Origin of the sequence: Rhizobium sp. RHZ01 (assembly GCF_014851595.1) — a bacterium.
GTDB lineage: Bacteria > Pseudomonadota > Alphaproteobacteria > Rhizobiales > Rhizobiaceae > Rhizobium > Rhizobium altiplani.
Genome location: NZ_JACUZZ010000002.1, coordinates 176,301 through 202,950, shown reverse-complemented (window position 1 = coordinate 202,950; position 26,650 = coordinate 176,301). Strand labels below are relative to the sequence as shown.

Below are 26,650 nucleotides of genomic sequence, written 5' to 3'. Positions count from 1 at the left end.
GCAGTCCGCGCAAAATTGCCAATGGAAAGCTTTAGCGTTCGACATCCCAATGGAGCGGGAACATCGGATCGAAAACCGTAACGGAGCCAGCGCCGGTTTCGATCTTGGCGGGAAAACTGACGGGTTCGTTACGCTTGACCAGCGTTATTTTCTCTTCATTGACCGGCAGGTCATACCAGGCAGGGCCGTTCAGCGACGCGAAGGCTTCGAGCTTGTCGAGCGCATTCTCCTGCTCGAAGACATGCGCAAGGCAACTCATCGTATTGATCGAAGTATAGATGCCGGCGCAGCCGCAGGCACATTCCTTCAAGGGATCGACATGCGGCGCCGAATCCGTACCGAGGAAGAAGCGCGGATCGCCGCTTGTTGCAGCGGCACGCAGCGCAAGACGATGGTTTTCGCGCTTGGCCACCGGCAGGCAATAGTAATGCGGGCGAATGCCGCCGACGAGGATGGCGTTGCGGTTGATGATCAGGTGGTGGGTGGTGATCGAGCCTGCGAGACCACCCTTCGCGGACTTGATGTAGTCGATGCCGTCCTTCGTGGTGACGTGCTCCATCGTCACCTTGAGTTCGGGCAAGCGCTTGCGGATCGGATCGAGCACCGTCTCGATGAACACCGCTTCACGGTCAAAGATGTCGACCTCAGGCGTCGTCACCTCCCCGTGAACGCAGAGCGGCAGGCCGATCTTGGCCATGCGCTCCAGCACCGGCATCGCCTTTTCGATATCACGCACCCCGCCATGTGAATTGGTCGTGGCACCGGCCGGGTAGAGCTTGACCGCCGTGATCAGCCCACTCGTCTTACCGGCCTCGACATCATCGGGATTCGTATGTTCCGTCAGATAGAGCGTCATTAACGGCTGGAATTTGTCGCCTTTCGGCAGCGCCGCCATGATGCGGCCGCGATAAGCTTCGGCATCCGCCGTGGTCACCACCGGCGGCACGAGGTTCGGCATGATGATCGCGCGGGCAAAGTCGCGGCTGGTATCGCCGATCACACCTTCCAGCATGGCGCCGTCCCGCAGGTGCAGGTGCCAATCATCGGGGCGACGGATGGTGATCGATTGCATGCGCTGGACTCCGGAGGCTGGCCTATAAGGTTCAGCCCTGCGCATTATCACCCCGAAGCGGGCCATGGCAAACACTTTGCCCGCGACACTCAGGCTGGTGCTGCACCATATTCGTTGGAGCCGGGCGTGCCGGGGGTAAGATACCACGCGAGCAGAACGATCCAGCCCACCAGCGGAATGATGCCGACGAGAATCCACCAGCCGGAGCGGCCGATATCATGGAGGCGGCGGACCGCCACGCCGAGACCCGGAAGCAGCACGGCAAGCCCATAGACGGCGCCGAGTATTTCGCGGCCGAAGAGAAGATAGTCGACGGCGCCCAGAACCAGCGAGGCGATGACGTTGAAGAGCACAAACCACCAAAATTCCGGGCGACCGGCGCGGCCGCTGAAAACCGCGTATTTAGAGAAGACCGATGAGACTGCTTCCGTGAAACTCATGCGCTCTTCCTTCATGTCCACACAGGGTGCCAAACCGCAAAAGTTGTATGAAGGTGAGCCTGCAACGATTCCATCAGGCGATGCAAGTCCCGGCATTCAGCCAGACCGCCAGACAGGTCAGGCGATCTCGAGCGTCACATCGGCCCTGCGGCGATTGCCAAGGATCAATCGACCATTAGGCAAATCGTTGCCGTAAACCTTGGCGCTCGCTTCTTCCTCTGTCAGCTTGTAGCCGCGCCAACGCGCCCACAGCCGTTCCTCGAGCACCTCGATCGGCGGGGCGAGCATGACAGAGTAGTCGAAGATACCTTCGAGCTCTGCCCATTTGCCCTGGCTGAAGAGCAGGTAATTGCCCTCGACGATAATGAAGCGATGCTCCGGCGAAACCACACGCGCCGAGGCGATGGCGATTTCCCTGGACCGGTCAAAGACAGGGATCAGCACGTCCTGGTCGGCGGGACGCACGGCCCGGATGACATCGAGAAAGCCCCTGACGTCGAAGGTTTCCGGGATACCCTTGCGCGCCAGAAGACCGCGTTCAATGAGGATGGCATTGTCCATGTGGAAGCCATCCATCGGCAGGACCTCGGCCGTTTCGCCCCTGGCTTTCAGGGCGTCGGCGAGGTTGTCCGCCATGGTGGACTTGCCAGCGCCGGGCGGGCCGGCGATGGCGATCAGGAAGCGCTTGGTGTCACCGGCGCGATCGATGACCTCGCCGGCGATTTCATCGATCGTTGCACTCATGCGGCAACCGGCTCCGTCGGAGCGGCTTTGGCGCCGGTCATGAAGGCGACCGCATCGGACATCGTGTATTCCTTCGGATTGATGACCGTCAGGCGACGACCGAGCCGGTGGATATGGATACGGTCGGCAACCTCGAAGACATGCGGCATGTTGTGCGAGATCAGCACGATCGGCAGACCGCGCGAGCGCACGTCCAGGATCAGTTCCAAGACCTTGCGGCTTTCCTTGACGCCAAGGGCAGCCGTCGGCTCGTCCATGATGACGACCTTGGAACCGAAGGCTGCAGCACGCGCGACCGCCACACCCTGCCGCTGACCGCCCGAGAGCGTTTCGACGGCCTGGTTGATATTCTGGATGGTCATCAGGCCAAGCTCGGAAAGCTTGGTGCGGGCGCGATTCTCCATCTCCGGGCGATCGAGCATGCGAAACCAACTGCCAAGGATGCCCGGCCGACGAATCTCTCGGCCGAGGAACATATTGTCCGCGATCGAAAGCGCCGGCGATAGAGCGAGGTTCTGGTAGACCGTCTCGATGCCGGCATCGCGCGCCTCCATCGGAGACTTGAAATGCACAGGCTTGCCTTCCAGCGTGATCTCGCCCTCATCGGGGCTGATGGCGCCCGAGATCGCCTTGATGAGCGAGGACTTGCCGGCTCCGTTGTCGCCGATGACTGCCAGGATCTCGCCGGGGTACAGATCGAAATCGGCATGATCGAGTGCGGTAACGCGTCCGTAGCGCTTGACCAGACCGCGTGCCGAGAGGAGAGGTTCGTTCGCCATATTACACCGACACCTTTCTGATCCACTGGTCGATTGCGACCGCGGCGATGATAAGCACGCCGGTGAGCAACACCTTCCATTGCGGATCGGCGCCGAGCATGTTGAGGCCCATAGAGACGACGCCGACAATCATCGCGCCGAAGAGTGTTCCGAGGATTGAGCCGCGGCCGCCGAAGAGCGAGATACCACCGATCACCGTCGCCGTGATGGCCTGCAGGTTATAATCCGTTACCGCAGACGAGGGAGAAATCGAGCCGTTGCGGCCGATGGAGACCCAGGCTGCGAAGGCGGCGATGATGCCAGAGACGGTGTAGACGGTGAGCAGCACGCTCTTGGTCTGAATACCTGAAAGCTTTGCCGCTTCCGGATCATCGCCGACGGCATAGACGTGGCGGCCCCAGGCGGTGTGATTGAGGATGTACCAGAGCGCAAGGACAAGTAGCACCATGGCAATGACGCCGAGCGTCAGGACTGCACTGCCGAGCCTGAAGCTGATCGCAAAGAAATGCAGCAACGGCGCCTGCGCGTCGACATCGGTGTCGCGGATCGTTTCGTTGGCGGAATAGATGAAGTTCGTGGCCATCACGATGTTCCACGTACCGAGCGTCACGATGAACGGCGGCAGTTTCATGAACGCGACGAGGAAACCGTTCAGGAGACCGCAGAGGCCGCCTACCAGCATGCCGGCCAGCACGGCGATCGGTGTGGGGATGCCATAGGTGATGGCACAATTGCCCATGATGACGGCCGAGATGACCATGATCACACCGATCGAAAGATCGATGCCAGCGGTCAGGATGACCAGCGTCTGCGCGGCCCCCAGGATACCGACGATGGCGATCTGCTGGAGAATGAGCGTCAGCGTGTAGGACGAAAAGAACCGCCCGCCAATCGCGATGCCGAAAATGATGATCGACAGCACCAGCACGATCAGCGGCACAGCGGCCGGTGTCGAGTGCAAGAAATGCTGCGCACGCTTCACAAATGGTACGGCTTGATGCTCGAACGACGCGACATTCTTGTCGCTGCCGTCAAGAACCCGTTCGAAGTCCTGTGCTCCGGTCATTGTTCCTCCTCCGCTTTCGCGCCAAACCGCGCGCGGAAGCCCTGCCCCATATCACACCGGTCTTTGTTTGCCGGTTCCCGAGACAGCAGCCATGGTCGGTCGAAACCGACCGGGGATCAAGCCCCGGCCGGCAGTAAGTTATATCGCGGGATTTAGCCCCAGCACTTGTCGGTGCCGACCTTCGTGTCGATCGACTCGAGGCCTGAGACCGGCTTGTCGGTCACCAGCGAAACGCCGGTGTCGAAGAAGGACTTGCCTTCGGTCGGCTTCGGCTTTTCACCGCTGTCCGCAAACTTCTTGATCGCCTCGATGCCGAGCGAAGCCATCAGCAGCGGATACTGCTGGGAGGTGGCGCCGATGACGCCGTCCTTGACGGACTTGACACCCGGGCAACCGCCATCAACCGAAACGATCAGCACGTTCTTTTCCATGCCGACAGCCTTGAGGGCCTGATAGGCGCCGACAGCAGCCGGCTCATTGATCGTGTGGATGACGTTGATGCTCGGATCCTTCTGCAGAAGGTTTTCCATAGCCTTGCGGCCGCCTTCTTCGTTGCCGTTCGTCACGTCGTGGCCAACGATGCGCGCATCGTCCTCGTCGCCGATCTTGTTCGGATCCTTGGTGTCGATGCCAAAGCCCATCATGAAGCCCTGGTCACGCAGAACGTCGACGGTTGGCTGCGACGGCGTCAGATCGAGGAAGCCGACCTTGGCATCCTTTGCCTTATCGCCAAGCGTTTCCTTGGCCCACTGGCCGATCAGCTTGCCGGCGAGCAGGTTGTCGGTCGCGAACGTTGCGTCGGCAGAATCGGCGGGATCGAGCGGCGTGTCGAGGGCGATCACCAGGAGGCCCGCATCACGTGCCTTCTTGACGGACGGGACAATGCCCTTCGTGTCGGATGCGGTGATCAGGATACCTTTCGCGCCGTCGGCAATGCAGCTTTCGATCGCGGCAACCTGGCTTTCGCTGTCACCGTCGATCTTGCCGGCGTAGGACTTCAACGTCACGCCGAGTTCTTTTGCCTTTGCTGTCGCGCCTTCCTTCATCTTGACGAAGAAGGGGTTGGTGTCGGTCTTGGTGATGAGGCAGGCGGAAACATCCGCGGCCATTGCCGGCGCCGAGAAGGCGACACCGAGGGCGAGCGCGCCAAGCGCTGCGGAAAGCACTGATTTCTTCATTTAATCCTCCCAGAAATAGCCGACCCACCCCCTGGCGGTGCCGGAATTGACGAGCACGAGAACGCTGCAGTCTCGCCGACGGGCCTCCTCCAAGCCGTTCTGTGCCGTTTGACGAGGGTAATTAAGAGCGAAAGAAATCGCCTTGTCAATAAATAAATCCAATTGAATTATTAATTCGCTATGGCATGCTGAGCAAAAATAGCGCATAGGCCACGAGACGGGAGGAGCGGCCAATGTCGTCTTTAGACGGTCCGGTTCACACACCGGCCCAACCGCCTATATCGAGTCCCGCGGGCGGCGCGAACCAGATCAGGGTCCGCGCCTATAACGAGCGGCTTGTGCTGTCGCTGGTGCGCCTTTACGGCTCCCAGTCGAAGGCGGATATCGCACGCCGCACCGGCCTTTCGGCACAGACGGTGTCGGTCATCATGCGGGCACTGGAGAAGGAAGGGCTGCTCTCTCGCGGCGAGCCGGTGCGCGGGCGCGTCGGTCAACCCTCGATCCCGATGCGCCTCAATGCCGACGCCGTTTACTCGTTCGGCGTGAAGATGGGCCGACGCAGTGCCGACCTGGTGCTGATGGATTTCGTGGGCAATATCCGCCTGCAACTTCACCAAACCTATGCCTATCCGCTGCCCGAGGTTTTCCTGGACTTCATTACGTCAGGCATCCGCGAGCTTGAAAGCCGGCTCGACGAGCAGCAGCGCAGCCGCATTGCCGGCATCGGCATCGCAGCACCCTTCGAGCTTTGGAACTGGGAAGAGGAAGTGGGATCGCCCAAAGGCGCGATGGACGTGTGGCGCGACTTCGATCTCCACGCAGAAATCGCCGCCCGCGTGCCCTACCCCGTTTACCTGCAGAACGATGCGACAAGTGCCTGCGGCGCCGAACTCGTGTTCGGTATCGGGCCGTCCTATCCCGATTTCGTTTATTTCTTCATCGGCTCCTTCATCGGCGGTGGTATCGTTCTCAATTCGGCAATCTTTTCCGGTCGCACGGGCACAGCCGGAGCCATCGGCCCCCTTCCCGTTCGCGGCAAGAACGGCGAAACACTGCAGTTGCTCGAAGTTGCCTCGATCTTCGTGCTGGAGAACATGCTGCGCGAGCGCGGCATTGACCCGCAGCCGCTCTGGTATTCGGCCGACGACTGGATCGACTTCGGTGAGCCTCTTGAGACGTGGATCCAGGACACCGCCAAAGCGCTCGCACAGGCAATCGTCGCCGCGGCCTCGATCATCGACTTCAGTGCGGCCGTCATCGACGGTGGCTTTCCCGGATGGGTACGGGAACGGATTGTGCAAGCGACGATCCATGAAGCAGCGATGCTCGATCTGCAGGGCGTTGTCATGCCGGACATTATCGAAGGCGCGGTCGGCGCTCATGCGCGCGCCATCGGCGGCGCCAGCCTGCCGATCTTCGCGCGCTACCTTACGGACCAGAACGTTCTATTCAAAGAGGTCGAATATGCTGAAGGGACTTAACCCGCTTCTGAGCCCGGACTTGCTTTCGACCTTACGCGCCATGGGGCATGGCGACGAAATCGCCATCGTTGACGGCAACTATCCCGGTGTCGAACATGCAAGGCGGCTGATCCGCCTCGATGGCCACGGTATCGTACCCGTGCTCGATGCCGTTCTCAGCGTCCTGCCGATCGACGACTTCGTTCCGGATGCGATTTTCCGGTCGACCGTGAAGGCCGAGCGCGACAAGCTCGACCCTGTTCATGAAGAGATAATCGATTGCTGCGCCCGCCACGAGCCACACCGGCAGGTCGTGCCGCTGGTCGGGGCTGACTTCTACAATCGCGTTCGGGCCGCTCACGCCGTCATCCAAACAAGCGAACCGCGACTTTACGCCAACGTCATCCTGCGGAAGGGCGTCATCTACCCAGAGCAGGCGGGCGACCACGCCGTTGAAAAGGCAGAGGTCGACCCCTTTACCTATTGAGCGTCAGATTTCCCCTGCCAATGGCCCCCAGACATCAGTTAGGGCAAAGCCACCCGGATGCGGATCGAAGGGATCGAGCGCGACCTGCGAAAGACCAAAGGTAAAGCCACGCCCGGCGATCGTCGGAATGATCGCGGCACGGCCGGCGACTTCGGTTTCCGCCAGCAGACCGACCTCGAACTCCGAACCAATGATCGAGCGCGACTTGAAGATGTCGCCGACCTTTGCCTCGCCACGCGCATGGCGTGCTGCGAGGTTGGCGGAATTGCCCGTGCCGCAGGGCGAGCGGTCGGCGCGCCCCGGCCACATGGTCGTGCAGGTACGAACGGTGCCGTCCGGCTCGAGGTCGCGGAACATGACGTAGGCAACGCCCGAGATCGCTGGAATTTCCGGATGGACAACCTCGATGCTGCGGTTGATCAGCTCCTTCAGCACCATGCCGGCCTGCACGAGCGCCGCGGCATTGCCCTTCTCGATCGTCAGGTTGATCTGTCCGACATCGACCAGCGCGTAGAAGATGCCGCCGTAGCAGATATCGACCTTGATCTTGCCCCAGTGCGGGGTGTCGACGTCCACGTCGAGCTCATGCACGAAGGACGGAACCATGGTGAGCTTGACCTTCTCGCAGCGCCCGTCGCGGCAGGTCGCCGTCGCCTTGACGAGGCCCGCGGCCGTCTCCAGCGTGACGATGGTTTCCGGCTCCTTCATCTCGACGATTCCGGATTCCAGCAATGCAGTGGTGACGCAGATCGAGTTCGAGCCCGAGCTTGCATGCGCCTGGTCAGGCTGCAGGATGATGAAGGCCGCATCGGCAGCCGGATGCTTCGGCGGCAACAGCAGATTGACGGAGCCGATCGGCGCGCCGCGCGGCTCGAGGCAGAGAAAGCGGCGCAGTTCCTGGCCCTTCGGATCGGTGTTCAGCCAGTTCAGCTGTTCGGCGACCGTATTGCCGGGGATCTTCGGCACACCGCCGATCGCGACCTTGCCGATTTCACCTTCCGCGTGGACATCCAGAAGCTGGATCGTGCGCTTCCATCTCATTCGTCAACTCCTCTCAAGCGCGTGATCTCGCCATCACGCGAATATTGTCCGGCAATATTGTCGACACCCTCCGGCAGCAATCTAGCATTTCGCCGATGAGCTTGGTTCAGATCTCGCCTATCCGCAGGCGCGTGAGTGTCGTTGCAGCCAGTCCTGATATATCAGATCGCAGTCGATTGCCTACGGGGAATCTTCGCCGGTGAAAAACTTCCAGGCGACACTGCGGCTGACGGCATTAAGCCAGCGTACCGCAGCTCCGAAAAACTGGGCCGGCACAGCGCTGATGATTTGCAGGAAGGACCGAAAAAGAAAAGAGCCCGGTGCGGGAGGAGGTGCACCGGGCTCTTGATCCTGACTGACAACTGGGAGGAGGAGTGTTGTCAGTCCGATGAAGGAGCGCTGGGAGGAGGAGTGCGCTGCCTTCGAGGTAATAGATAGCCCATTGTTTCGATCAGGAATAGGGAGATTACCGCAATGCAGCATTGCGGTGTCCGCATAGCTCCGCGAATCTTGCAGCCTCTTTTTGCGGCATATTTGATCGACTGATCAATTTTTCTTAAACAACGTCGGCCGTGAGATTGTGCCTGCGGCGGCGAGAGACGGCAATCGGGTAACGCCGTCCCGAAACGATCTCGGGGCACCGCAGATCTCCTGGTTGGCCCGGAGACCCCGCCAGCACAGAAAAACATCACCAAAGGTTGAAGGAAGAAGATGACGGAAAGGCGAGAATTCGCCTCGCCTTTCCCTCGGCCCAACCCCATCAATAGCCGTTATCGCATGGCATGCTGCCATCGCCATTGGTGCCGCCAAATGTGTTCTGACAGTAAGTTTGCCGCTGCATCGGCCGTGCCGGTTGAGTGCCGATCGAGCCGGTCGTACCGCCCTCGACACCGAAGGCTGCCAGCGGATACCAGTAGCCATCCGGACCGCGGCGGGTGCCGGGGCGCTCGGTGCGCGAGCCACGATAGCCGTTCAAGTGACCTGCCCGCTGATTGTACTGCACCATCTCAACGTTCGAGGCACTTGGGAGAGGAACCTGCTGCACAGGTGCCGCCTCGACGGGAGTGATTGATGCCAGTGCGAGGAGAGTTCCGGCCGAGAGAGTGGAAGCGAAGCTGAACATTTTCATGATAAATCCTCCTTCTGGATTTACCTTAGAAAAATGCGTTCTACCGTAGCAAAGTTCCGCCATCACACGCGGGTTCCTGCATTCGTGATCGGCAGCGACTGCGCGTGATGTGTGAGTCCTGATTTTTTACAGCGCGCACTCGATCGTGGCATGGCGGATCAAGCGATCCGGCCTCGGACCTCAGCAGGCCCGCAAACTCATCTATTTGCGATTCGGTATCCCTGGCTCGACAGGCACGCGACATACTGCCGGTGCGCGGCAGCGGTCGCATTCGCTTCCTGTTGGGCCGGATCGATCGGAGCGCCGGCCATTCCGACGCGCAGTTCGTATTGCTTCTTCGCCTCGCGATACATGAAATTGCCATCGGCGGCGCAGATGTGATGCGCGATGCCCGGCGGATTGAGCGGTGGATCGAAAGGCGTGGCCACGGGCACGAGGGTCGGCGCATTGGCGTCGACGCAACCGGCAAGCGCCGCAACGACCACGCACAACGCAAACGCTCGCCCCATACCCCTCAACATATTCCCTCCGGCCATGCGCCACGAACCGCTGCACGCAGCGCCAAGTTCACCATGGCGTCGCAATATTGCGCCAAGCTAGCGCGTCAGCTCTGCAGCAGCCTTCATGCCCGCCCGGTCAATCCGAAGCGGTTGCGGTAGTCTCCGGGCGATAGCCCCGTGATCTTGTGGAACACCTTTCGGAACGCGCCCGGATCCTCGTAGCCGGCCGCACCCGCAATCTGCTCGACCGTGCGGTTGGAAAACTCCAGCATTTCGCGCGCCTTGCCGATCCGCAGATGCTGGCAATACTCAGTCGGGCGAAGGCCGGTCGCCCTGCGGAAACGACGCAGGAACGTACGCTCCTCCAGGCGGGCACGCTCCGACATCGCCGCAAGCGTCACTTGGCGCGCACCACTCGCGTGCAGCCAGTGCTGCACCTTGAGGATCTGCTCGTCGCCATGATTGAGACGCGGCGAGAAATTGCTGTAGTAGCGCTGCTCCCTGCCCGGCGGATCGACGAGAAGATAGCGCGCGGTCTCGAGCATGATCGTCGATCCCAACAATCTGTCGACGAGTTTGAGGCCGAGATCGGTCCAGGCCATCAGGCCGCCCGCGGTAATCACGTCGCCATCGTCGATGATAAGCTTGTCGGCGTCGACCCTCACCTCGGGAAAGCGCTGAGCCAGCGCGTCCGCGCAGACCCAGTGGGTCGTCGCCAAACGGTTCGCCAGAAGGCCCGTTTCAGCAAGAAGGAAGGCGCCGACGCAGACGGAACTCAGCGTCGTTCCCTCGGCATGCCGCGCACGAAGCCATTGCGCCAGCGGAGCGGCTTGCTCTGACGTCATCGGGTCGCCGAAGCTCGGCGGCAGGATGAGCACGGCCGGCGATCCGGGAGTGCCGGGTGCCGTATCGAAGACGCGCTCGACCGCTGCCGAGGTTTCTGCCCCTTGCCAATGGCTGACGCGCAGGGCGGGGCCTCCTGACGGCTGCCGGGCAGTTGCGAACCGATTGGCCAGGTGGAAGAGATCGGTCAGACCGTGGACGGCTGCGAGTTGGGCGTTCGGATAAAGCAGGATGCCGATCTCGGCCGGCGCGTCGGTTTGGCTCATTTGTCAGTTTTCGCCTCGATAATGTCAATTTCGCCAATCCACACCATGCCGATTCAGACATAGTTTGTCCATCAACGGCCGGGGATCGCCCCCGGAAGAACCGAAAGGACACAAGCACATGAGCAAGCGAGCCCTCATCGTCGTCGACATTCAGAACGACTATTTTCCGGACGGCAAATGGCCGTTGAGCGGTGCCGAGGCGGCTGCCGACAATGCGGCGCGGATCATCGCGGCTGCTCGAGATGCAGGCGATCTTGTCGTTCACGTCAGACATGAGTCGGCGAGCGAGAATGCCGCCTTTTTCATGGCCGGCTCAGAGGGCGCCCAGATTCATCCGAAGGTGCTGAACCGACCCGGCGAGTCCGTCATCGTCAAGAACCATATCAACTCGTTCCGTGAAACGGATCTGAAAGCGACACTCGACCGCCATGGTATCGAGGACGTCACGGTCGTCGGCAGCATGAGCCACATGTGCATCGACGCCGTGACGCGGGCCGCCAACGATTTCGGCTATCAGGTGACGGTCATCCATGACGCTTGCGCAACGCGCGACCTCGAATTCAACGGCACGCTCGTCCCTGCCGCGCAAGCGCATGCGGCCTTCATGGCGGCACTCGCCTTCGCCTACGCCTCCGTGCTCTCGACCAACGAGGCACTCGCCATGCGCGGCGAATTGAGAGCCTCTGCTTAGGCAGGCGGCATCGGGCGCGCCTGCGACGCGGGCTGACCACTGAAGAGCCCAGATGACCGCCATCGTCCCGTGGCGGCGACCAACGGACCGACTGGTCCCGTTCGCCGTTGACTTCACAGATGATGAGAGGAGAATGCCTGTTATGCCTCCCCACGCAATATAAGGGGTGCCCACGATGACGATCGCAAGGAAACTTCAGGATTATATCGACGGTGAGGGTATCGCCTATGATACCGTCCCGCATCATCGCACAGCGACAACCAGCCAATCGGCGCAAGCCGCGCATGTTCCGGGCAGCCGGCTGGCGAAATCCGTCGTCGTGCATCACGAGATGGGCTACGTCCTGGCCGTCGTTCCCAGCACGCACCGGATCGAGCTCAGCACGTTGCAAGATGTCATGGACAGGCGCCTCGGCCTCGCCTCGGAAGATGAGGTTTGCTCGCTCTTCGCCGACTGCGACATTGGCGCTGTCCCACCGATCGGATCGGCCTACAACGTACCTGTGATCCTCGACGAAAGCCTCGGCGATGCCAGTGACGTCTATTTCGAGGGCGGCGACCACACGACGCTGGTACATATGAGCGGCCCCAGCTTCCGGAACCTGATGAGGGACGCGCAAATCGCCCGCTTCAGTCACCGGCCGTAAGGTCGGGTTAAAGAACCGTTCGCGATTCGATTGCTCTGGCAAGGCAATGCGCTTGACGCATGCCAAGAAGGCAACATTTCGCCGTAGGCAGGCTTGCCCGAAGCGAGCACTGTGGGCGTGACCGATTTTGGAATGTGGCGCCCTTCGATCCGATTCCCTTTGATCTGCAGCGTCTCGACACCCTCCCCATGACAAAATTGCGAGCCACACCAGGACTACTGGCCGGGATCGGATCCGACATCTTGTGAGTACGTTGCCTGTAGCACTCGAGGGACATGAACGCAGCATCGGGCGAGATGAAACTGAGAACTGGCACGTGATTGTTATCGCTGTCGATGTCCAGGCATGCCCGCTTCATCTTACTTTCGGATCTTGCCGAGTGAAGCCGCAAGATCGCGAGCCCCGCAAACCTTGCGAGTTCAGCAGCGCACCCTAGTTTGAAATCGTGCGCGACCTTTGCAGTCGATGTGTATGCCGTTGTTCTAATGTAACTTTTCAAACCACAAAGGGCTTCCATCATGCCGGACGAATCTAAAGAAGGCCTCGATCGCCGCCATTTCCTGGTAGCATCCATCGCGACGGTCGGCGCATCCGCCGCCCTTGCCGTCAACGCTGGCGCTGCAAATGCCCAGCAAGCAGCGGCACCCTCTACCAATCCGTCATCAGGAACAGCCTACACCGGCGACGTCATCGACGGGAAGAAAGTCGTCAGCGCGCTTGACGTCAACGACCTGGAGCCCGGCAAGAAGCATGCCCTCTATTTTCAGGGCGTTGAAATGCCCACCGGACAGCACTGGCATGTCTCTGTGGTGGTCGCCAAGGGAACAAAGCCAGGTAAGCGCGCCATCCTTGTCAGTGGTGTGCATGGCGACGAAATGAGTTCTATCCATACAGTCCAGACGGTGATGAACCAGCTCGATCCGGCGGAAATGTCGGGCACGGTGATGGCGGTCGCGGACGTGTCCCGCCCAGCCGTCGAAAGCATGCAGCGCAGATGGCCCAATCAGGGCAGAGGCATTGATCTGATCGACATGAACAGGGAGTGGCCCGGGAATGAGAACGGCGCCACCGCGCCCAGCCGGCACGCCGGGCTCCTGTTCAACCGGCTGCTGCGGCCGAACGCCGACTTCGCGATTGACTTCCACACCGGAACAACCGGATTCGAAGTGACAGCGTTTAATATTGGCGGCATGGATCTGCCCGAGGTCAAGGCAATGCTGGAGCTTTATCCGGTCGGCCAGATCTTCGACAACCATGTCTATCCCGGTGTCCTGCATAACGCGTTCATCGACGTGGGAATTCCGGCCTTTACGCCGGAGATCGGCGCTGCGCGGGTGCTGGACCTCGACATGATCTCTCTGTTCGTGGAAGGCACGATGAATGTCCTCAAGCATTACGGCATCGTCGCCGGGTCGATGGGACGCACAGGCAAGGACGTGAGTGTCTTTGTCGGAAACAGCGCCTTCCCGATTCTTGCCACCGCGGGCGGGATCGTCGAGCATCTGGTCAAGCTGAACGACAAGGTCGAAGCCGGGCAAAAGGTGGCCATACAGCGCAACAGCTTCGGCGAGGTAGTTGCGGAGTATACAAGCGGTGTGGCTGGCGAGATAACGGGTCAACGCAGCGATGCAATGTCCGAGCCCGGCAACCCCTTGGTATTCATCCTTTTCAACAAGCCAACGCCTGAAGGCTCCGAGGTCTATCCCGAATAGTTCACCGTGTAGGCGATCCTTGCTCGTCTTCCCAGGACAAGCATTTGCGACGCTCTTGCGCGCACGCCAAGGGTTTGGCGTGTCCACCTTGCTAGCTGCCACACGGCGAGACGCAGAGGCTCTCGTCGAAACAAAGCCGCAGCTTCACGGCATTTTCGTCTTAATGATGGGAATGGCGCACCCGAAGAGATTCGAACTCCTGACCCCCAGATTCGTAGTCTGGTGCTCTATCCAGCTGAGCTACGGGTGCGTGCCGGAAGCGGTCAAACCGCTTGCGTGGGCGGTTCTCTAAAGGGTCCTTTGAGGGATTGCAATAGGCATTCTGAAAAAATCGCGACTTTGGTGGTGCAGAGCTGAAATGCGAAAAATGCATCACTTTTCTGGGAGTGCTCGGCCGCGATAATCGTCCAGGGATACCGGGCGGTCCGGAATTTCGATGCGGAACTGCGTTCCGACCGATGGTTTTTCCACAAGAGCGATCGTGCCGCCGTGGGCCAGCACCAGTTCGCGGGCGATTACCAGGCCGAGGCCCGTGCCGCCGGAGCGGGCTGAGCCGCGGAAGGCTGCGAAGAGATTCTGTCTGGCTTTCTGCGGCATGCCGGGGCCAGTGTCGTCGACTATGATGCTGACGACGCTGCCGACACGTTGGGCCGAAACCGTGATTCGCTTGATGCCATCCGGTCCCCTCCCCGCGCCAGGCACGCTCAACGCCTGCACGGCGTTGCGGCAGAGATTGTGGATAACCCGGAACAGTTGCTCGCTGTCTGCATCGACCTCAAGGTCGGGCGCCATCTGTTCGACGAATTCAATGTCGCTCTGGGCATCGACAGCGAGCATGTCCTTGACGTCCTGTGTCAGGTCGAAAAGCCGGACGCGGCGCCTGCGCGGAGCGGCCTCGCTTGCCTGGCCATAGGACAGGACCTCGGTCGTATAGCCGACAGCGCGGTCGATCGTGCGCAGCAGCTTTGGCGCGAAGGCCTTCACCATAGGATCGTCGACGTCCACGAGGCGGTCCGACATCAGCTGCGCCGAGGCCAGGATGTTGCGCATGTCGTGATTGATCTTGGAGACGGCAAGCCCCAGGGCAGCAAGGTTCTTCTGCTGCTTCAGCGTCTTCTGCAGCTCCATCTGCATCGAGGTCAGGTGTCGGCCGGCAACCGCAAGCTCATCGCGCCCGCCATCGCCGACAAAGACGTTCTGCGGATTTTCCGGATCGGAGGAGAATTGCTGCATGCTGCCCGTCAGCTTGCGAATCGGCCGGATCAGGATCCGGTTGATCGCGAAGAAAACCAGTGTCGCGGTGAACATCGAAATCAGAATGGACAACAGAAAGACGTTGCGGGAATAGACCAGCATCGCATTGCGGAGGTGCTTGTCCTTCATCAGCACTTCCACGCCGGTATTGGTGTCCTGCACCGGGCCATAGACGCGGATCATGCGATTGCCGCCGAAAATCATCGTATCGAGCGCATCGCGGATCGCGATCATCGGCGGCACGTCGGTCAGATCATACTGTTCGTCAACGGAGGTCGGCATATCCGTCGTCGCAAGCAGACGCGAGGTGCCCTCTTTCCGCAAGACGATCGCCTTGGTGCCGGTCGCCTCCAAAGTTTCCTTCTGTAAGGCGCGCGGCAACTCCACCGGCTGCAGGCCATCGATAACGATCGCGGCCGCGGCCGCGGCGTTCAACCGCTCATCCAGCCAGCGCAGACGCATACTGGCAACCGAGGGGAAGAAGATCAGAACCTCGGCTAGCATGATGCAGACAACCGTCAGCCACAGCAGCTTGCCGGAAAGCCCGCCGAACTTTCCGGACGGGCGGTGCTCCGCCCTGTTGGTCTCGTTCCCTGCAGCACCGCTCTGGGGAAGATTCTCGCCTTGATCGTTGGCTTGCATCGTCTTTCGTCCGCTCGGCGCCAGGCGCCCTTCGCGACTTCTATATTAGCCGATGGCGGTCCGCTTTCAAATCTTTGAGAGCAACGCCGCTTGCGACAAAAGGAAACGCCGCCCCGAGGCGGCGTTTCCGATCGGTCGAAAGAGGAAGAGGGCTGATCAGAACTCTTCCCAATTCTGCTCGGCGACGGCGGCATTGCCGGCGAATGCGCGTGCGACGGTCCCCATGGCGCGGCGCGCTGGTGAGGCCACCGGACGATGCTCCTGTTGGCGCGCAACGGCGACAGGAGCCGCGGCCGGCACGTTCGAAACCTTGAAGCGCGAGATGAGGCGGACGAGGCCGTCGGCTTCGCCGGAGAGCTTGTGCGTTGCCGCGGAGGTTTCCTCGACCATGGCGGCGTTCTGTTGCGTCACCTGGTCCATCTGGTTGATGGCCGTGTTGACCTCCTTGAGGCCGGTCGACTGCTCCTTCGCGGCAGTCGCGATCGAGTGAATATGGTCGTTGATCGCGTTGACGCGGCTTTCGATCTGGGACAGCGCCTCGCCGGTGGCCTGAACGAGCTTCACGCCGACCTGGACTTCGTCCCCCGACTTGGTGATCAGGCCCTTGATGTCCTTTGCGGCGGTTGCCGAGCGCTGCGCCAGTTCGCGGACCTCCTGGGCGACGACGGCAAAGCCCTTGCCCGCCTCGCCGGCACGCGCGGCTTCGACACCGGCATTGAGGGCGAGCAGGTTCGTCTGGAAGGCGATCTCGTCGATGACGTTGATGATCTGGCTGATTTCGCGCGAGGCCTGCTCGATGCGGCCCATGGCGTCGACGGCATTGCGGACGACAACGCCCGATTTGCCGGCATCGTCCTTGGCCTCGGACACCATGACGCTGGCCTCCTGCGCGCGCTCTGTCGAATTGTTGACCACGGCCGTGATCTCATCGAGGGCTGCCGAGGTTTCCTCGAGAGCCGCTGCCTGCTGCTCGGTGCGCTTTGAGAGGTCGTCGCTTGCGGCGCGCAGCTCGTTGGTGTTTCCGTGGAAGCCTTCTGCCGTTTCGCGGACTTCGCGTATGGTCGTCTGAAGGGTGGCGAAGGTGCTGTTGACGTTCTGCTGCAGTTCGGCGAAGGCGCCGTGGAAGCTGCCGCGCATCGTCTGCGTCAGGTCGCCTTCCGCCAGGCTTGCAATTACGCGGCGTGTTTCGCCGACACCGGCATCGATACTCGAGAGCAGCTGGTTGATGTTGGTGGCGAACTGGTTGAGGTTCTCGTCACCATAGTCCTTTTCGATGCGGCGGCTGAAGTCGCCGGCAGCTGCGGAAGCCACGACCACGGACATGCTGGACTGCAGATCGTCGCTCTTGGCACGCATGGCGGCCTCCTGCGCGTTCATGCGGCGGACGGCGAGACCGTTTTCCTTGAAGACGGCAACGGCCGCAGCCATCTCACCGATTTCATCCTGACGGCCGGCAAACGGCACTTCGGCATCAAAATTGCCGTCAGCCACTTCCTTGATCGCCTGGGTAACCTTGTTGATCGGACGGCTAAGCTGGATCGTGCCGATGTAGAAGCCCATGCCGATGCCAGCCGTGACGCCGACAACACTGATCGCGATCACGAGCCACAAGATTGAGGTGCGCGAGCTTTCGACGAGAGCATTGACAGCGTCCAGCGTCGCCTTGTCGGTGGCCACGACAGCGTCGATTTCGGCCTGGAAGGCTTTGCGGTTGGCGCGGTTGGCATCGTTGTTGCCTTGCTCGCTGGCAGCCTGCGGGCTCACTTCCGTGCCGAGACGCGCTGTTTCGGTGCGGAATGTCCGGAATTCCTTGGCACGTTCAACCAGCTTGGCAAAAGCACCCTTCTGACTTTCGGGAACGAGCGGGGTCCAGGAGGCGATCACATTGTCGATCTGGTCGAGGTTCGCAAGCAGTCCCTTGGCGAAGGTAGCAGCCTCCTTCGTCGTGGGCGCACTGTAAATTCCGCGTGCTTCCATGACCGTCGCCGTCACAAAACGGTTAAGGCGCTCACCGGCGTAGGCGCGATCAGATGCGTCTTCGTAAGCCGACAGATTAGTATCGTATTGATGCACGGCCCAAAGCGCCGTCGCCCCGATCAGCAATGCAACGCCACACATGGCGGAAACAAGCAGATTGATCTTACCTCGAATTTTCAAAGGAAAAGCCCCCCAAAGACTGATGACAAGCCGGGAAAGCATTCCGGCCGATAGCTAAAATTGGCCCAAATAAATTAACGTTAGATTTCGGGTGTTTGGCTGCAGCACTACAAAAAATTACCCGTACTTAATCGCCGCCGCTTCGCTTTTTGCGCGCAGAAGCGTTAGACGCTGGGCAGGATGCGTGCTGTAGTTGAAACTTGAGAAAAATATTACGCCAGCGCATGGCTCACTGCTTGTCACAATGATTAATGCGCTTCACTAAATCTTGTACTCCGGGCGCAAACTCGGAAATTCCCGGCGATAATTGACTTTGGGGGCCTTCATCCGTATAAGCCGCCGCACGTCCGGTCATATAAGGCTTTCGTTAGCCTCGCCCGTTCGAAAAACAACGCTCCTTGCAATATGCAAATTCAAGAAGGGCCGCACTCCGCGGTGTTTAAATAAATGAAGCGTACCTACCAACCATCCAAGCTTGTCCGCAAGCGCCGCCACGGTTTCCGTGCACGTATGGCCACCAAGGGCGGCCGTAAGGTCATCGTTGCTCGCCGCGCACGCGGTCGCAAGCGTCTTTCGGCCTAAGGCCGAATTGCCCGATAAGAGATGGCGGGCGAATTGACGACCAATAACAAGAAAATGACTGCCGGGCGGCTGAAAAGCCGCCCGCAGTTTCTTGCTGTCCGCCAGGGCGAAAAACGAAAAGGCGGTTTCTTCCTGCTTGAGGTGCTCGACCGGAAGGAGCCGGAGACAGAAGCCCGCGTCGGCTTCACCGTCACCAAGAAACACGGCAACGCGGTCGAACGAAACCGCATGCGGCGGCGCCTGAAAGAGGCGGTGCGACTTCATGCAGGGTTTGCAATGCAGCCCGGACACGACTATGTGGTTGTCGCGCGAAGGGACGTGCTGAAAGCATCCTTCAAAGAATTAGCCGCAGAGCTCAAAACTCGCGTCGAGACCAAGCCGAAACACAAGCGGTCCGGAGACGGCCGCCCCAGGAACGTATGATGCAAAACAACCGCAATTATTTCATTGCGATCGCTCTCTCAGTGCTGATCGTTCTCGGCTGGCAGTTCCTCTATATGAATCCGCGCATCGAGGCTCAGCGCAAGGCGGAGCTTGCCCAGAAGGCACAGCAACACACCGAGCAAGTGCAGACGCCTGCGCCCGGCGGCGCAACGACGGCGCAGCCGAACGGGGCGGCTCCCACCGACCAGGTTCCGGCGGTGGCGTCGATTGCAGATGCTCTTGCGAAGAACCCGCGCATCACGATCGATACGCAGGCACTTTCCGGTTCGATCAACCTTGTCGGCGCCCGTCTGGACGACCTCCGGCTCAAGCGCTACCACGAGACAGTCGACGACAGCAGCCCGATCATCACCCTGCTCAGCCCCTCCGAAACGAAGGACGGGTACTTTGCCGAACTCGGCTATATCGGTGGCGACGCGACCGGCAGCGTGCCGGGTCCCTCGACGGTGTGGACAGCGCCGGCTGACGCAAAGCTGACCGAAAAGACCCCGGTCACGCTTACTTACACCAATGACAAGGGCGTCACCTTCGCGCGCACCATTTCCGTTGACGAGAACTACATGTTCACGGTCACGGACAAGATCACCAATGCCGGTCAGGCTCCGGTCGCGCTTTCCGGCTACGGGCGCATCACGCGCTACAACAAGCCGGCTGTCGCCTCCACCTATGTTCTGCATGAAGGTTTCATCGGTGTTATCGGCGAAGATGGACTTGTCGAAAGCAAGTATACCGCCGTTGAAAAAGAAGCCGTCAATATGGCGAACGCAACCGGCGGCTGGCTCGGGATCACCGACAAATATTGGGCAGCGACGCTCATCCCGCCGCAGCAGACCCCCTTCGACGCCCGCTTCAGCCACTTCACGGACGGACAACCGCGTTTCCAGGCGGACTACAAGCAGAATGCGGTCACCGTCGCGCCCGGACAGTCGACTGAGCTCAAGAACCTGATTTTTGCCGGCGCCAAGGTCGTTCCTGTCATCGACAACTACAAGGATACGTATCAGATCCCTCGCTTCGATCGCCTGATCGACTGGGGCTGGTTCTACTTCCTGACGAAGCCGATGTTCAGGCTGATGGACTTCTTCTTCCATTACTTCGGCAACTTCGGCGTCGCGATCCTGCTGACCACCATCGTCGTCAAGGCGCTGTTCTTCCCGCTCGCCAGCAAGCAGTACGCTTCGATGGCGAACATGAAGCGTGTTCAGCCGAAGATGGAAGAGCTGAAGGCCAAGTTCGGCGACGACCGCATGGGCCTGCAACAGGCGACGATGGCGCTCTACAAGGAAGAGAAGATCAATCCGATCGCCGGTTGCTGGCCGATCGCGCTGCAGATCCCGATCTTCTTCTCGCTCTACAAGGTGATCTACATCACCATCGAGATGCGCCACGCGCCGTTCTTCGGCTGGATCCAGGACCTTTCGGCGCCCGATCCGACCTCGTTCATCAACCTTTTCGGCCTGTTGCCGTTTGCCGCTCCGACCTTCCTGCATCTCGGCGTCTGGCCGCTGATCATGGGTGTGACGATGTTCCTGCAGATGCGCATGAACCCGACCCCGCCGGATCCGACACAGGCGATGATCTTCAACTGGATGCCGCTGGTCTTCACCTTCATGCTGGCAAGCTTCCCGGCTGGCCTGGTCATCTACTGGGCCTGGAACAACACGCTTTCGGTCATCCAGCAGGGCGTGATCATGCGCCGCCATGGCGTGAAGATCGAGCTCTTCGACAATCTGAAGGGGCTCTTCAAACGAAAGCCGGCTCCGACAGAGAAATGACGAAAGCCCCGCTCCGGCGGGGCTTTTCATTTGTACCCCGCCGCGGTGTCCGACGACTGTGCGGTTGACAAAATCGCCTGGAACCTGAATGCCATAGGCACACTGGATTTTGCTGGAAAAGGCCGAATGACCGACAATAAGAACGACAAGCCGCTGTTCGGGCGCCCCTGGACCTTTATCCGCGGTGTTCCCTCCCTGAAATTCCTGCCGCCGGAAGGACCGCTGGAAGTGGCTTTTGCCGGCCGTTCGAACGTTGGCAAGTCTTCTTTGATCAACGCGCTCGTCAGTCACAAGGGGCTGGCGCGCACCTCCAATACGCCAGGCCGGACGCAGGAGCTCAACTACTTCGTGCCGGAAGGCTATTCGGGCGAAAGCGGCGACCTTCCGCCGATGGCTCTAGTCGACATGCCGGGCTACGGCTACGCGCAGGCGCCGAAAGACCAGGTCGACGCCTGGACGAAGCTCGTCTTCGATTACCTGCGCGGCCGCGCGACGTTGAAGCGCGTCTACGTGTTGATCGACAGCCGCCACGGAGTGAAGAAGAACGACGATGAGGTGCTGGATCTACTGGATAAGGCTGCCGTCTCGTACCAGATCGTTCTGACCAAGACCGACAAGATCAAACCACCGGCTGTGACCAAGTTGCTCGCGGAGACCGCGGAAAAGATCAAGAAGCGGCCCGCCGCCTATCCGGCCATCATCGCCACGTCCTCGGAAAAGAGCGAGGGTCTCGATGACCTGCGCGAGGCAATCGCGCAAACGGTCGGTATCGCCAACTGGAAATGAAAGAAGACGCCCCGGTGGAACGGGGCGCCTTCTATTGACCGCCTGAACTAATTTACATCTTCGGCAGCAGAACCTTGTCAACGACGTGAATGACACCGTTGGATTGCTTCACATCGGCAATCGTGACGTGGGCGACGTCGCCGTTTTCATCGGTGATCGTGATCTTGCCCCTGCTTTCCTTGGCCTTCAGCACGCAGCCGCCGACGGTCTTGATGTCGTGTTCGCCGCCGTCGGCCTTGATCATCTTGGCAACGGTCCTGGCCATCGCATCGGCCGCGACGACGTGGCAAGTCAGAACCTTCGTCAGCGTGGCCTTGTTTTCAGGCTTCAGCAGCGTGTCGACCGTGCCGGCGGGCAATTCGGCAAAGGCCTGATTGGTGGGAGCGAATACGGTGAAGGGTCCCTTGCTTTCCAGTGTCGACACGAGACCGGCAGCCTTGACGGCAGCAACCAGCGTCGTGTGATCCTTCGAGTTCATCGCATTCTGCACGATGTCTTTCGTCGGATACATCGCAGCGCCACCGACAATCGGATTCTTGGCCTCAGCGACGAAAGCAAATGTGGAAACGGCAACGGCAAGCGCACTCAAGCGCAGGGCGGACTTCATCATGACGGTTCTCCTCTAGCATCCGCTTATGAGACCGGCCGAATGCCGGCATTCCCTTGCGGACATGAGGAGCTACGGAAGGCTCGCAGGAAGAGTTTCAGCGCGAACGCAGGTGTGCCGAAAAAAAGTGTTAGCGGCGGTGCGTCGTGCCGCTCGCCACGATGGGGCCCGTGGCCTGGCCTGTCGGAGAGCCGCCAAAGGGCTCGAGGCTGACGGCAAGGGACGCGCCCTCGCCTATGTTGCCGCGCATATCAACCGGTATGACCAGCTCGCCGGTCTGATCCGAAGGAAACACGCCAAGCGACCTTGGTGTGCCGGTTGCCGGAACGAGCCAAAGCTCCAGTGACTTCTCCTGAGGCTTGCCAATAGCTACGGGCACGATCCTCAGCCTTCCGCTCTGCCGCTCATAGGAGGCGAGCAGGTTGACCTGGCTGTTGGCAGCGGTCAGCTCGGCGACGAGCGGTGCCGGTGTTTGAGGCGGCGTGACCGCGACGGTCGCGATTGTCAGTGCACCCGCCGTGATCAGCAGCGAGACGAGCGCAAGACAACGCCAGAAAACGATAGAGCTCCATAGACCGCGCGACGGCACCGCGACAGCTTCCGGCTCACCGAACAAACGTGCTTCGATCTGCTTGAACGTTTCCTGACCGGGGCTGACGACGTCGTAATCGTCGTTGAAAGCGGAAAGGTTGGTCTCCCAGCGGCTGACGATGGCTGCGAACTGCCTGTCGCGGCGCATCCGCTCTTCCACAACCCGCCGATCCTTGAAGGAAAGAACACCAAGAACATACTCACCGGCGAGTACCTCGTCGCGGGAGCGGCCTCCCTTGCTCTGATCCGGCGATGTCATCGTTCCATGCACTCTCTCAGTTTCAAGAGGCTGCGACGCAGCCATGTGCGCATCGTGTTCAAGGGGACGCCAAACTGATCGGCCAGTTCCTGATAGCTCTGCCCTTCGACGTAAGCTTTCTTCACCGCCGTTGCCCGATCAGCTTCCAACTCTTCCATGCAGGTGTCAATCCGCCTTCCCTCATCCTTGATCACAGTCTGTATCTCGGGAGAAGGATCGTCATCCGCGAGGTCGTATGCACTGTCCAGTTCGTCGGCGATTGGCTTGCGCGCGCGCATGATGTCGATCGCCTGGTTACGCGCAATTGCAGCGAGCCAGGAAGACGGTGCCCCCGATACGGCAGCAAAAACGCCGGCGCGTTGCCAGATCTTGACGTAGACCTCCTGGGTCGCCTCCTCGGCGTCCGTTCTGTCTCTCAAGATACGCAGGCAGATGGAAAGGAGTTTCGGGCTCGTCTCGCGATAGAGCACAGCGAATGCCTTGCGGTCCCCGATCGCAACGAGGCTTATCAAATGTGCGATTTCGTCGCTGGTCATCCCATGCCTCTAGCCAAAGCGCCGATCTTCTCGAGCGCGGTTGCCAGCACATACGGCAAACTATTGGCCTCTGGATTATTCCATCTGTCAAAAACTTGAGATAAAAGGCCGCGATCAATTCCACGGGGTATCCCATGAACCAGTCCGAAAGCGAAACCCAGGCACGCCTCCTAGCGCAGGCCCTGCCCTTCATGCAGCGTTACGAAAACAAGACGATCGTCGTGAAGTACGGCGGCCATGCCATGGGCAATCCCGAGCTCGGCAAGGCCTTCGCGAGCGACATCGCGCTGCTGAAGCAGTCCGGCGTCAATCCGATTGTCGTCCACGGCGGTGGCCCGCAGATCGGCGCGATGCTGACGAAGATGGGCATCGAATCGAAGTTCGAGGGCGGCCTGCGCGTCACCGACGCCAAGACGGTCGAGATCGTCGAAATGGTTCTCGCCGGCTCGATCAACAAGGAGATCGTCGCGCTCATCAACCAGACGGGCGAATGGGCGATCGGCCTTTGCGGCAAGGACGGCAACATGGTCTTTGCCGAAAAGGCGCAGAAGAAGGTCAAGGATCCGGACTCGAACATCGAGCGCGTGCTCGACCTCGGCTTCGTCGGCGAGGTGGTCGAAGTCGACCGCACGCTGCTTGATCTGCTTGCCCGCTCCGAGATGATCCCGGTCATCGCACCGGTCGCGCCCGGCCGCGACGGCGCAACCTACAACATCAACGCCGACACTTTTGCCGGCGCGATCGCCGGGGCGCTGAGTGCAACCCGTCTGCTCTTCCTGACGGACGTCCCCGGTGTTCTCGACAAGCAGGGCAATCTGATCAAGGAACTGTCCGTTGCCCAGGCGCACGCGCTGATCGCCGACGGCACGATCTCCGGCGGCATGATCCCGAAGGTCGAGACCTGCATCGATGCGATCAAGGCCGGCGTCCAGGGTGTCGTCATCCTGAACGGCAAGACCGCGCATTCCGTGCTGCTCGAGATCTTCACCGAGCACGGCGCGGGAACGCTGATCGTTCCCTGAGCCGCGGCTCTGCGCTTTTCCGGGAGTTGTGCTTTAGCCTGCGGCGGCATAGACCGCCGTGGCTGCCTCTTTCAGCTTCTCCATCATCATCCGATAGGGTCCTGGCCCATAGCTGACGCGGCTGACGCCAAGCCTCGCCAGCGTCTTAACATCGGGAGCGCCCGGTCGCATCATGATGTTGACCGGCAAGTCCGAGGCGGCTGAGATTTTCTCGATCAGGCCCTCATCGATTAACCAAGGCACGAAGAAGCCGTTGGCACCGGCAGCGGCGTAAGCCTTGCCACGCTCGATCGCTGCATCGACCAGTCCTGCGTGCTTTGAGAGATCACCTTCGCGCAGAAACAGATCGGTGCGGGCGTTGATGAAGAAGGTAATGCCACGGCGATCCGCCATCTCGCGAATGGCGCGGATGCGGGCGGCCTGCTTCTCAACCGGGTGCAAGCCTTCACCGCCGACCACCTGATCTTCGAAATTGATGCCGATGGCGCCGGCGTCGATCAGCTTTTCGACATTGGCGGCGGCACCGTCCGGTTCCGTCGAATAGGCGCCCTCGAAATCGACCGAGAGCGGCAGGTCATTCACCGTGGTGATCGACCGCGTGGTGGCAACCAGCGCTTCGAGCGGAATCTTTTCACCATCCCCATAACCCTGCGCGGCGGCGACTGACCAGCTTCCCGTCGCAAGAGCCTTGGCGCCGGCCTCGGTCACGGCCTTCGCCGTTCCGGCGTCCCATATGTTGTAAAGGACGACAGGGTTGCCCTTCTGATGCAGCGCACCGAATGCCTTTGCCTTCTCGGCCTGATTCATTGGATCTCCTCCACAAACAATCCCTTGGTCTTCATCTCATCTTCGTGCCGCAAAAGCCATTGCTTGCGCCAGAGCCCGCCGCCGTAGCCGCTCAGAGATCCGTCGGCGCCAATCAGGCGATGGCACGGGATGACGATTGCCATCTGGTTCGCGCCATTGGCGCGCCCGACGGCCCGCACCATCTGCGGGTTCTCCATGTCACGCGCAATATCACCATAAGCGCGTGTCTCGCCGACGGGTATCTCCATCAGCTTCGACCAGACCTGACGTTCGAAGGCTGTGCCGAAGCCCAGCGCAAGCGGCGTCCGGAACGCAGCAGACCGGCCATCGAAATAGTCCTTCACCTCAGTATCGATCTGATCGATCGCAGGTGTGCGGCCGGCCGCAACCGAGGAGCGCGTCTTGCGCTGCAGCTTATCCAGTTCGGCCGGCAGCGCCTTGCGGTCGTGGAATTCAAGGAGATGCAGATGTGTCTGGTCCGCGACCGCCACCATGGGCCCGAGAGGCGTTTCGAACCAATCGGCAAACAGGAGATCACGCTTCTGCGACATGACAGGCGCCTTGCCGATCAGCCGCTGGAATGCGGCGCGAAAGCCGCTGCCGGACTCATACCCAGCCTCAATCTGAGCATCGATGACACGAGCGCCATTCGCCAGTTGCTTCTCCGCCTCGCCAAGACGGCGATAGCGGGCGATATCGAGGAACGTCACGCCTGTTGATCGCTTGAAAGCCCGCCGCACGGTCGAGGGGTCGTAGCCGCGCGCGATAAGATCGTCCTCCGTCCATCGCGCTGCCGGATTGTTGTCGAGTGCCTCGAGGAGTTCGTCAACGATCGGCTCGCTGCCCGCCTCTTCCAATGGCCGGCACCGCTGGCACGGCCGAAATCCGGATCGCATGCAGGTGGCGATGGAATCGTAGAAGAGGGTATTTTCTCGCTTCGGCTTGCGAGCCGGGCAGGTCAGCCGGCAGAAAATGCCGGTTGTCTTGACGCAAACGTAAGCGCGGCCCTCATAGGCAGGGCTTCGGGTAATCAGCGCGTCGTAGAGCGCATCGTCATTGGGCAGATCGAAGAGCATGAGGCGTTCTAACATCCCTTGCCGGCTGCGTCCGCCGCAAATCGGGCGTCTATTTTTT

General features: G+C 60.5%; 27 protein-coding genes and 1 tRNA gene. 10 read left to right on the top strand and 18 right to left on the bottom strand.

What is annotated here, in order from left to right:
* Nucleotides 1-31 precede the first annotated feature (31 nt).
* From pyrC to IB248_RS03770, 6 genes are all read right to left on the bottom strand, one after another.
* On the bottom strand, nucleotides 32-1,072 hold the full coding sequence (pyrC, locus tag IB248_RS03795) for a dihydroorotase (protein ID WP_192240342.1): 1,041 nt from the start codon (nucleotides 1,070-1,072) through the stop codon (nucleotides 32-34).
* An 89-nt stretch (nucleotides 1,073-1,161) separates the two neighbouring features.
* Nucleotides 1,162-1,512, bottom strand: coding sequence for a DUF805 domain-containing protein (locus IB248_RS03790; RefSeq protein ID WP_192240341.1), 351 nt, complete (start codon nucleotides 1,510-1,512; stop codon nucleotides 1,162-1,164).
* 117 nt (nucleotides 1,513-1,629) lie between these two features.
* Nucleotides 1,630-2,256, bottom strand: a complete 627-nt coding sequence (locus IB248_RS03785; protein WP_192240340.1) for a nucleoside triphosphate hydrolase — start codon at nucleotides 2,254-2,256, stop codon at nucleotides 1,630-1,632.
* Entirely contained in the window at nucleotides 2,253-3,035 is a 783-nt protein-coding gene (locus IB248_RS03780) for an ATP-binding cassette domain-containing protein (RefSeq protein ID WP_018857689.1), read from the bottom strand. The genes IB248_RS03785 and IB248_RS03780 overlap by 4 nt, the downstream gene beginning before the upstream one ends.
* A 1-nt stretch (nucleotide 3,036) precedes the next feature.
* The gene (locus IB248_RS03775; protein ID WP_018857690.1) at nucleotides 3,037-4,101 is read right to left on the bottom strand and encodes an ABC transporter permease; all 1,065 of its coding nucleotides are present in this window, start codon (nucleotides 4,099-4,101) and stop codon (nucleotides 3,037-3,039) included.
* Between the two features lie 152 nt (nucleotides 4,102-4,253).
* The gene (locus tag IB248_RS03770) at nucleotides 4,254-5,279 is read right to left on the bottom strand and encodes a sugar ABC transporter substrate-binding protein (protein ID WP_018857691.1); all 1,026 of its coding nucleotides are present in this window, start codon (nucleotides 5,277-5,279) and stop codon (nucleotides 4,254-4,256) included.
* A gap of 233 nt (nucleotides 5,280-5,512) precedes the next feature.
* On the opposite strand from IB248_RS03770, the gene IB248_RS03765 reads away from it, so the two are divergent.
* The gene (locus IB248_RS03765; protein WP_018857692.1) at nucleotides 5,513-6,760 is read left to right on the top strand and encodes an ROK family transcriptional regulator; all 1,248 of its coding nucleotides are present in this window, start codon (nucleotides 5,513-5,515) and stop codon (nucleotides 6,758-6,760) included.
* Nucleotides 6,744-7,226 (top strand): RbsD/FucU domain-containing protein, encoded by a 483-nt coding sequence (locus IB248_RS03760; RefSeq protein ID WP_062372941.1) that lies wholly within the window; start codon nucleotides 6,744-6,746, stop codon nucleotides 7,224-7,226. Before IB248_RS03765 ends, IB248_RS03760 begins: the two co-directional genes overlap by 17 nt.
* Before the next feature lie 3 nt (nucleotides 7,227-7,229).
* Here IB248_RS03760 and IB248_RS03755 read toward each other — a convergent pair whose 3' ends face one another.
* From IB248_RS03755 to IB248_RS03740, 4 genes are all read right to left on the bottom strand, one after another.
* Nucleotides 7,230-8,267 (bottom strand): 4-hydroxyproline epimerase, encoded by a 1,038-nt coding sequence (locus IB248_RS03755; RefSeq protein ID WP_169679183.1) that lies wholly within the window; start codon nucleotides 8,265-8,267, stop codon nucleotides 7,230-7,232.
* A 760-nt stretch (nucleotides 8,268-9,027) separates the two neighbouring features.
* Nucleotides 9,028-9,396, bottom strand: a complete 369-nt coding sequence (locus tag IB248_RS03750) for a hypothetical protein (RefSeq protein WP_018857695.1) — start codon at nucleotides 9,394-9,396, stop codon at nucleotides 9,028-9,030.
* Between the two features lie 197 nt (nucleotides 9,397-9,593).
* On the bottom strand, nucleotides 9,594-9,917 hold the full coding sequence (locus tag IB248_RS03745; RefSeq protein WP_192240339.1) for a hypothetical protein: 324 nt from the start codon (nucleotides 9,915-9,917) through the stop codon (nucleotides 9,594-9,596).
* Between the two features lie 101 nt (nucleotides 9,918-10,018).
* Nucleotides 10,019-11,005 carry a GlxA family transcriptional regulator gene (locus IB248_RS03740; protein WP_112665803.1) on the bottom strand — a complete coding sequence of 329 codons (987 nt, stop codon included), beginning with the start codon at nucleotides 11,003-11,005 and terminating at the stop codon, nucleotides 10,019-10,021.
* A 118-nt stretch (nucleotides 11,006-11,123) separates the two neighbouring features.
* On the opposite strand from IB248_RS03740, the gene IB248_RS03735 reads away from it, so the two are divergent.
* The 3 genes from IB248_RS03735 to IB248_RS03725 all read left to right on the top strand — a co-directional run bounded on the left by IB248_RS03735 (nucleotide 11,124) and on the right by IB248_RS03725 (nucleotide 14,054).
* Nucleotides 11,124-11,696: a cysteine hydrolase family protein gene (locus IB248_RS03735; protein WP_192240338.1), complete on the top strand. Its 573-nt coding sequence runs from the start codon at nucleotides 11,124-11,126 to the stop codon at nucleotides 11,694-11,696.
* Nucleotides 11,697-11,871: 175 nt separating this feature from the next.
* Nucleotides 11,872-12,342, top strand: a complete 471-nt coding sequence (locus IB248_RS03730; RefSeq protein ID WP_026371835.1) for an aminoacyl-tRNA deacylase — start codon at nucleotides 11,872-11,874, stop codon at nucleotides 12,340-12,342.
* Between the two features lie 518 nt (nucleotides 12,343-12,860).
* On the top strand, nucleotides 12,861-14,054 hold the full coding sequence (locus tag IB248_RS03725) for a succinylglutamate desuccinylase/aspartoacylase family protein (protein ID WP_192240337.1): 1,194 nt from the start codon (nucleotides 12,861-12,863) through the stop codon (nucleotides 14,052-14,054).
* A gap of 173 nt (nucleotides 14,055-14,227) precedes the next feature.
* On the opposite strand, the gene IB248_RS03720 is transcribed toward IB248_RS03725, so the two are convergent.
* The 3 genes from IB248_RS03720 to IB248_RS03710 all read right to left on the bottom strand — a co-directional run bounded on the left by IB248_RS03720 (nucleotide 14,228) and on the right by IB248_RS03710 (nucleotide 18,107).
* A tRNA-Arg gene (locus IB248_RS03720) sits at nucleotides 14,228-14,304 on the bottom strand.
* Between the two features lie 122 nt (nucleotides 14,305-14,426).
* The gene (locus IB248_RS03715) at nucleotides 14,427-15,950 is read right to left on the bottom strand and encodes a HAMP domain-containing sensor histidine kinase (protein WP_192240336.1); all 1,524 of its coding nucleotides are present in this window, start codon (nucleotides 15,948-15,950) and stop codon (nucleotides 14,427-14,429) included.
* Nucleotides 15,951-16,106: 156 nt separating this feature from the next.
* Nucleotides 16,107-18,107, bottom strand: coding sequence for a methyl-accepting chemotaxis protein (locus IB248_RS03710; RefSeq protein ID WP_192240335.1), 2,001 nt, complete (start codon nucleotides 18,105-18,107; stop codon nucleotides 16,107-16,109).
* Nucleotides 18,108-18,554: 447 nt separating this feature from the next.
* Between IB248_RS03710 and rpmH the strand changes: the two genes are divergently transcribed.
* The 4 genes from rpmH (at nucleotide 18,555) to yihA (ending at nucleotide 21,694) form a co-directional block, all read left to right on the top strand.
* Entirely contained in the window at nucleotides 18,555-18,689 is a 135-nt protein-coding gene (gene rpmH / locus IB248_RS03705) for a 50S ribosomal protein L34 (RefSeq protein WP_016552555.1), read from the top strand.
* Between the two features lie 21 nt (nucleotides 18,690-18,710).
* Nucleotides 18,711-19,112, top strand: a complete 402-nt coding sequence (rnpA, locus tag IB248_RS03700; protein WP_007802014.1) for a ribonuclease P protein component — start codon at nucleotides 18,711-18,713, stop codon at nucleotides 19,110-19,112.
* Complete coding sequence (gene yidC / locus IB248_RS03695) at nucleotides 19,112-20,908, top strand: membrane protein insertase YidC (RefSeq protein ID WP_112665965.1); 1,797 nt, start codon at nucleotides 19,112-19,114, stop codon at nucleotides 20,906-20,908. Before rnpA ends, yidC begins: the two co-directional genes overlap by 1 nt.
* A gap of 126 nt (nucleotides 20,909-21,034) precedes the next feature.
* Nucleotides 21,035-21,694 (top strand): ribosome biogenesis GTP-binding protein YihA/YsxC, encoded by a 660-nt coding sequence (yihA, locus tag IB248_RS03690; protein WP_018857704.1) that lies wholly within the window; start codon nucleotides 21,035-21,037, stop codon nucleotides 21,692-21,694.
* 52 nt (nucleotides 21,695-21,746) lie between these two features.
* Here the strand turns inward: yihA and IB248_RS03685 are convergent, their stop codons facing one another.
* The 3 genes from IB248_RS03685 to IB248_RS03675 all read right to left on the bottom strand — a co-directional run bounded on the left by IB248_RS03685 (nucleotide 21,747) and on the right by IB248_RS03675 (nucleotide 23,687).
* Nucleotides 21,747-22,304, bottom strand: coding sequence for a fasciclin domain-containing protein (locus tag IB248_RS03685; protein ID WP_192240334.1), 558 nt, complete (start codon nucleotides 22,302-22,304; stop codon nucleotides 21,747-21,749).
* Nucleotides 22,305-22,431: 127 nt separating this feature from the next.
* On the bottom strand, nucleotides 22,432-23,151 hold the full coding sequence (locus IB248_RS03680; protein WP_018857706.1) for an anti-sigma factor: 720 nt from the start codon (nucleotides 23,149-23,151) through the stop codon (nucleotides 22,432-22,434).
* Nucleotides 23,148-23,687 carry a sigma-70 family RNA polymerase sigma factor gene (locus IB248_RS03675; RefSeq protein ID WP_192240333.1) on the bottom strand — a complete coding sequence of 180 codons (540 nt, stop codon included), beginning with the start codon at nucleotides 23,685-23,687 and terminating at the stop codon, nucleotides 23,148-23,150. The genes IB248_RS03680 and IB248_RS03675 overlap by 4 nt, the downstream gene beginning before the upstream one ends.
* A gap of 134 nt (nucleotides 23,688-23,821) precedes the next feature.
* Here IB248_RS03675 and argB point away from each other — a divergent pair, with 134 nt between their 5' ends.
* Nucleotides 23,822-24,709, top strand: a complete 888-nt coding sequence (gene argB, locus IB248_RS03670; RefSeq protein ID WP_018857708.1) for an acetylglutamate kinase — start codon at nucleotides 23,822-23,824, stop codon at nucleotides 24,707-24,709.
* Between the two features lie 33 nt (nucleotides 24,710-24,742).
* Here argB and IB248_RS03665 read toward each other — a convergent pair whose 3' ends face one another.
* Together IB248_RS03665 and IB248_RS03660 are read right to left on the bottom strand one after the other, a co-directional pair.
* The gene (locus IB248_RS03665; protein ID WP_192240332.1) at nucleotides 24,743-25,516 is read right to left on the bottom strand and encodes an isocitrate lyase/phosphoenolpyruvate mutase family protein; all 774 of its coding nucleotides are present in this window, start codon (nucleotides 25,514-25,516) and stop codon (nucleotides 24,743-24,745) included.
* Complete coding sequence (locus tag IB248_RS03660) at nucleotides 25,513-26,592, bottom strand: trifunctional transcriptional activator/DNA repair protein Ada/methylated-DNA--[protein]-cysteine S-methyltransferase (protein WP_192240331.1); 1,080 nt, start codon at nucleotides 26,590-26,592, stop codon at nucleotides 25,513-25,515. The genes IB248_RS03665 and IB248_RS03660 overlap by 4 nt, the downstream gene beginning before the upstream one ends.
* Nucleotides 26,593-26,650: the final 58 nt, after the last annotated feature.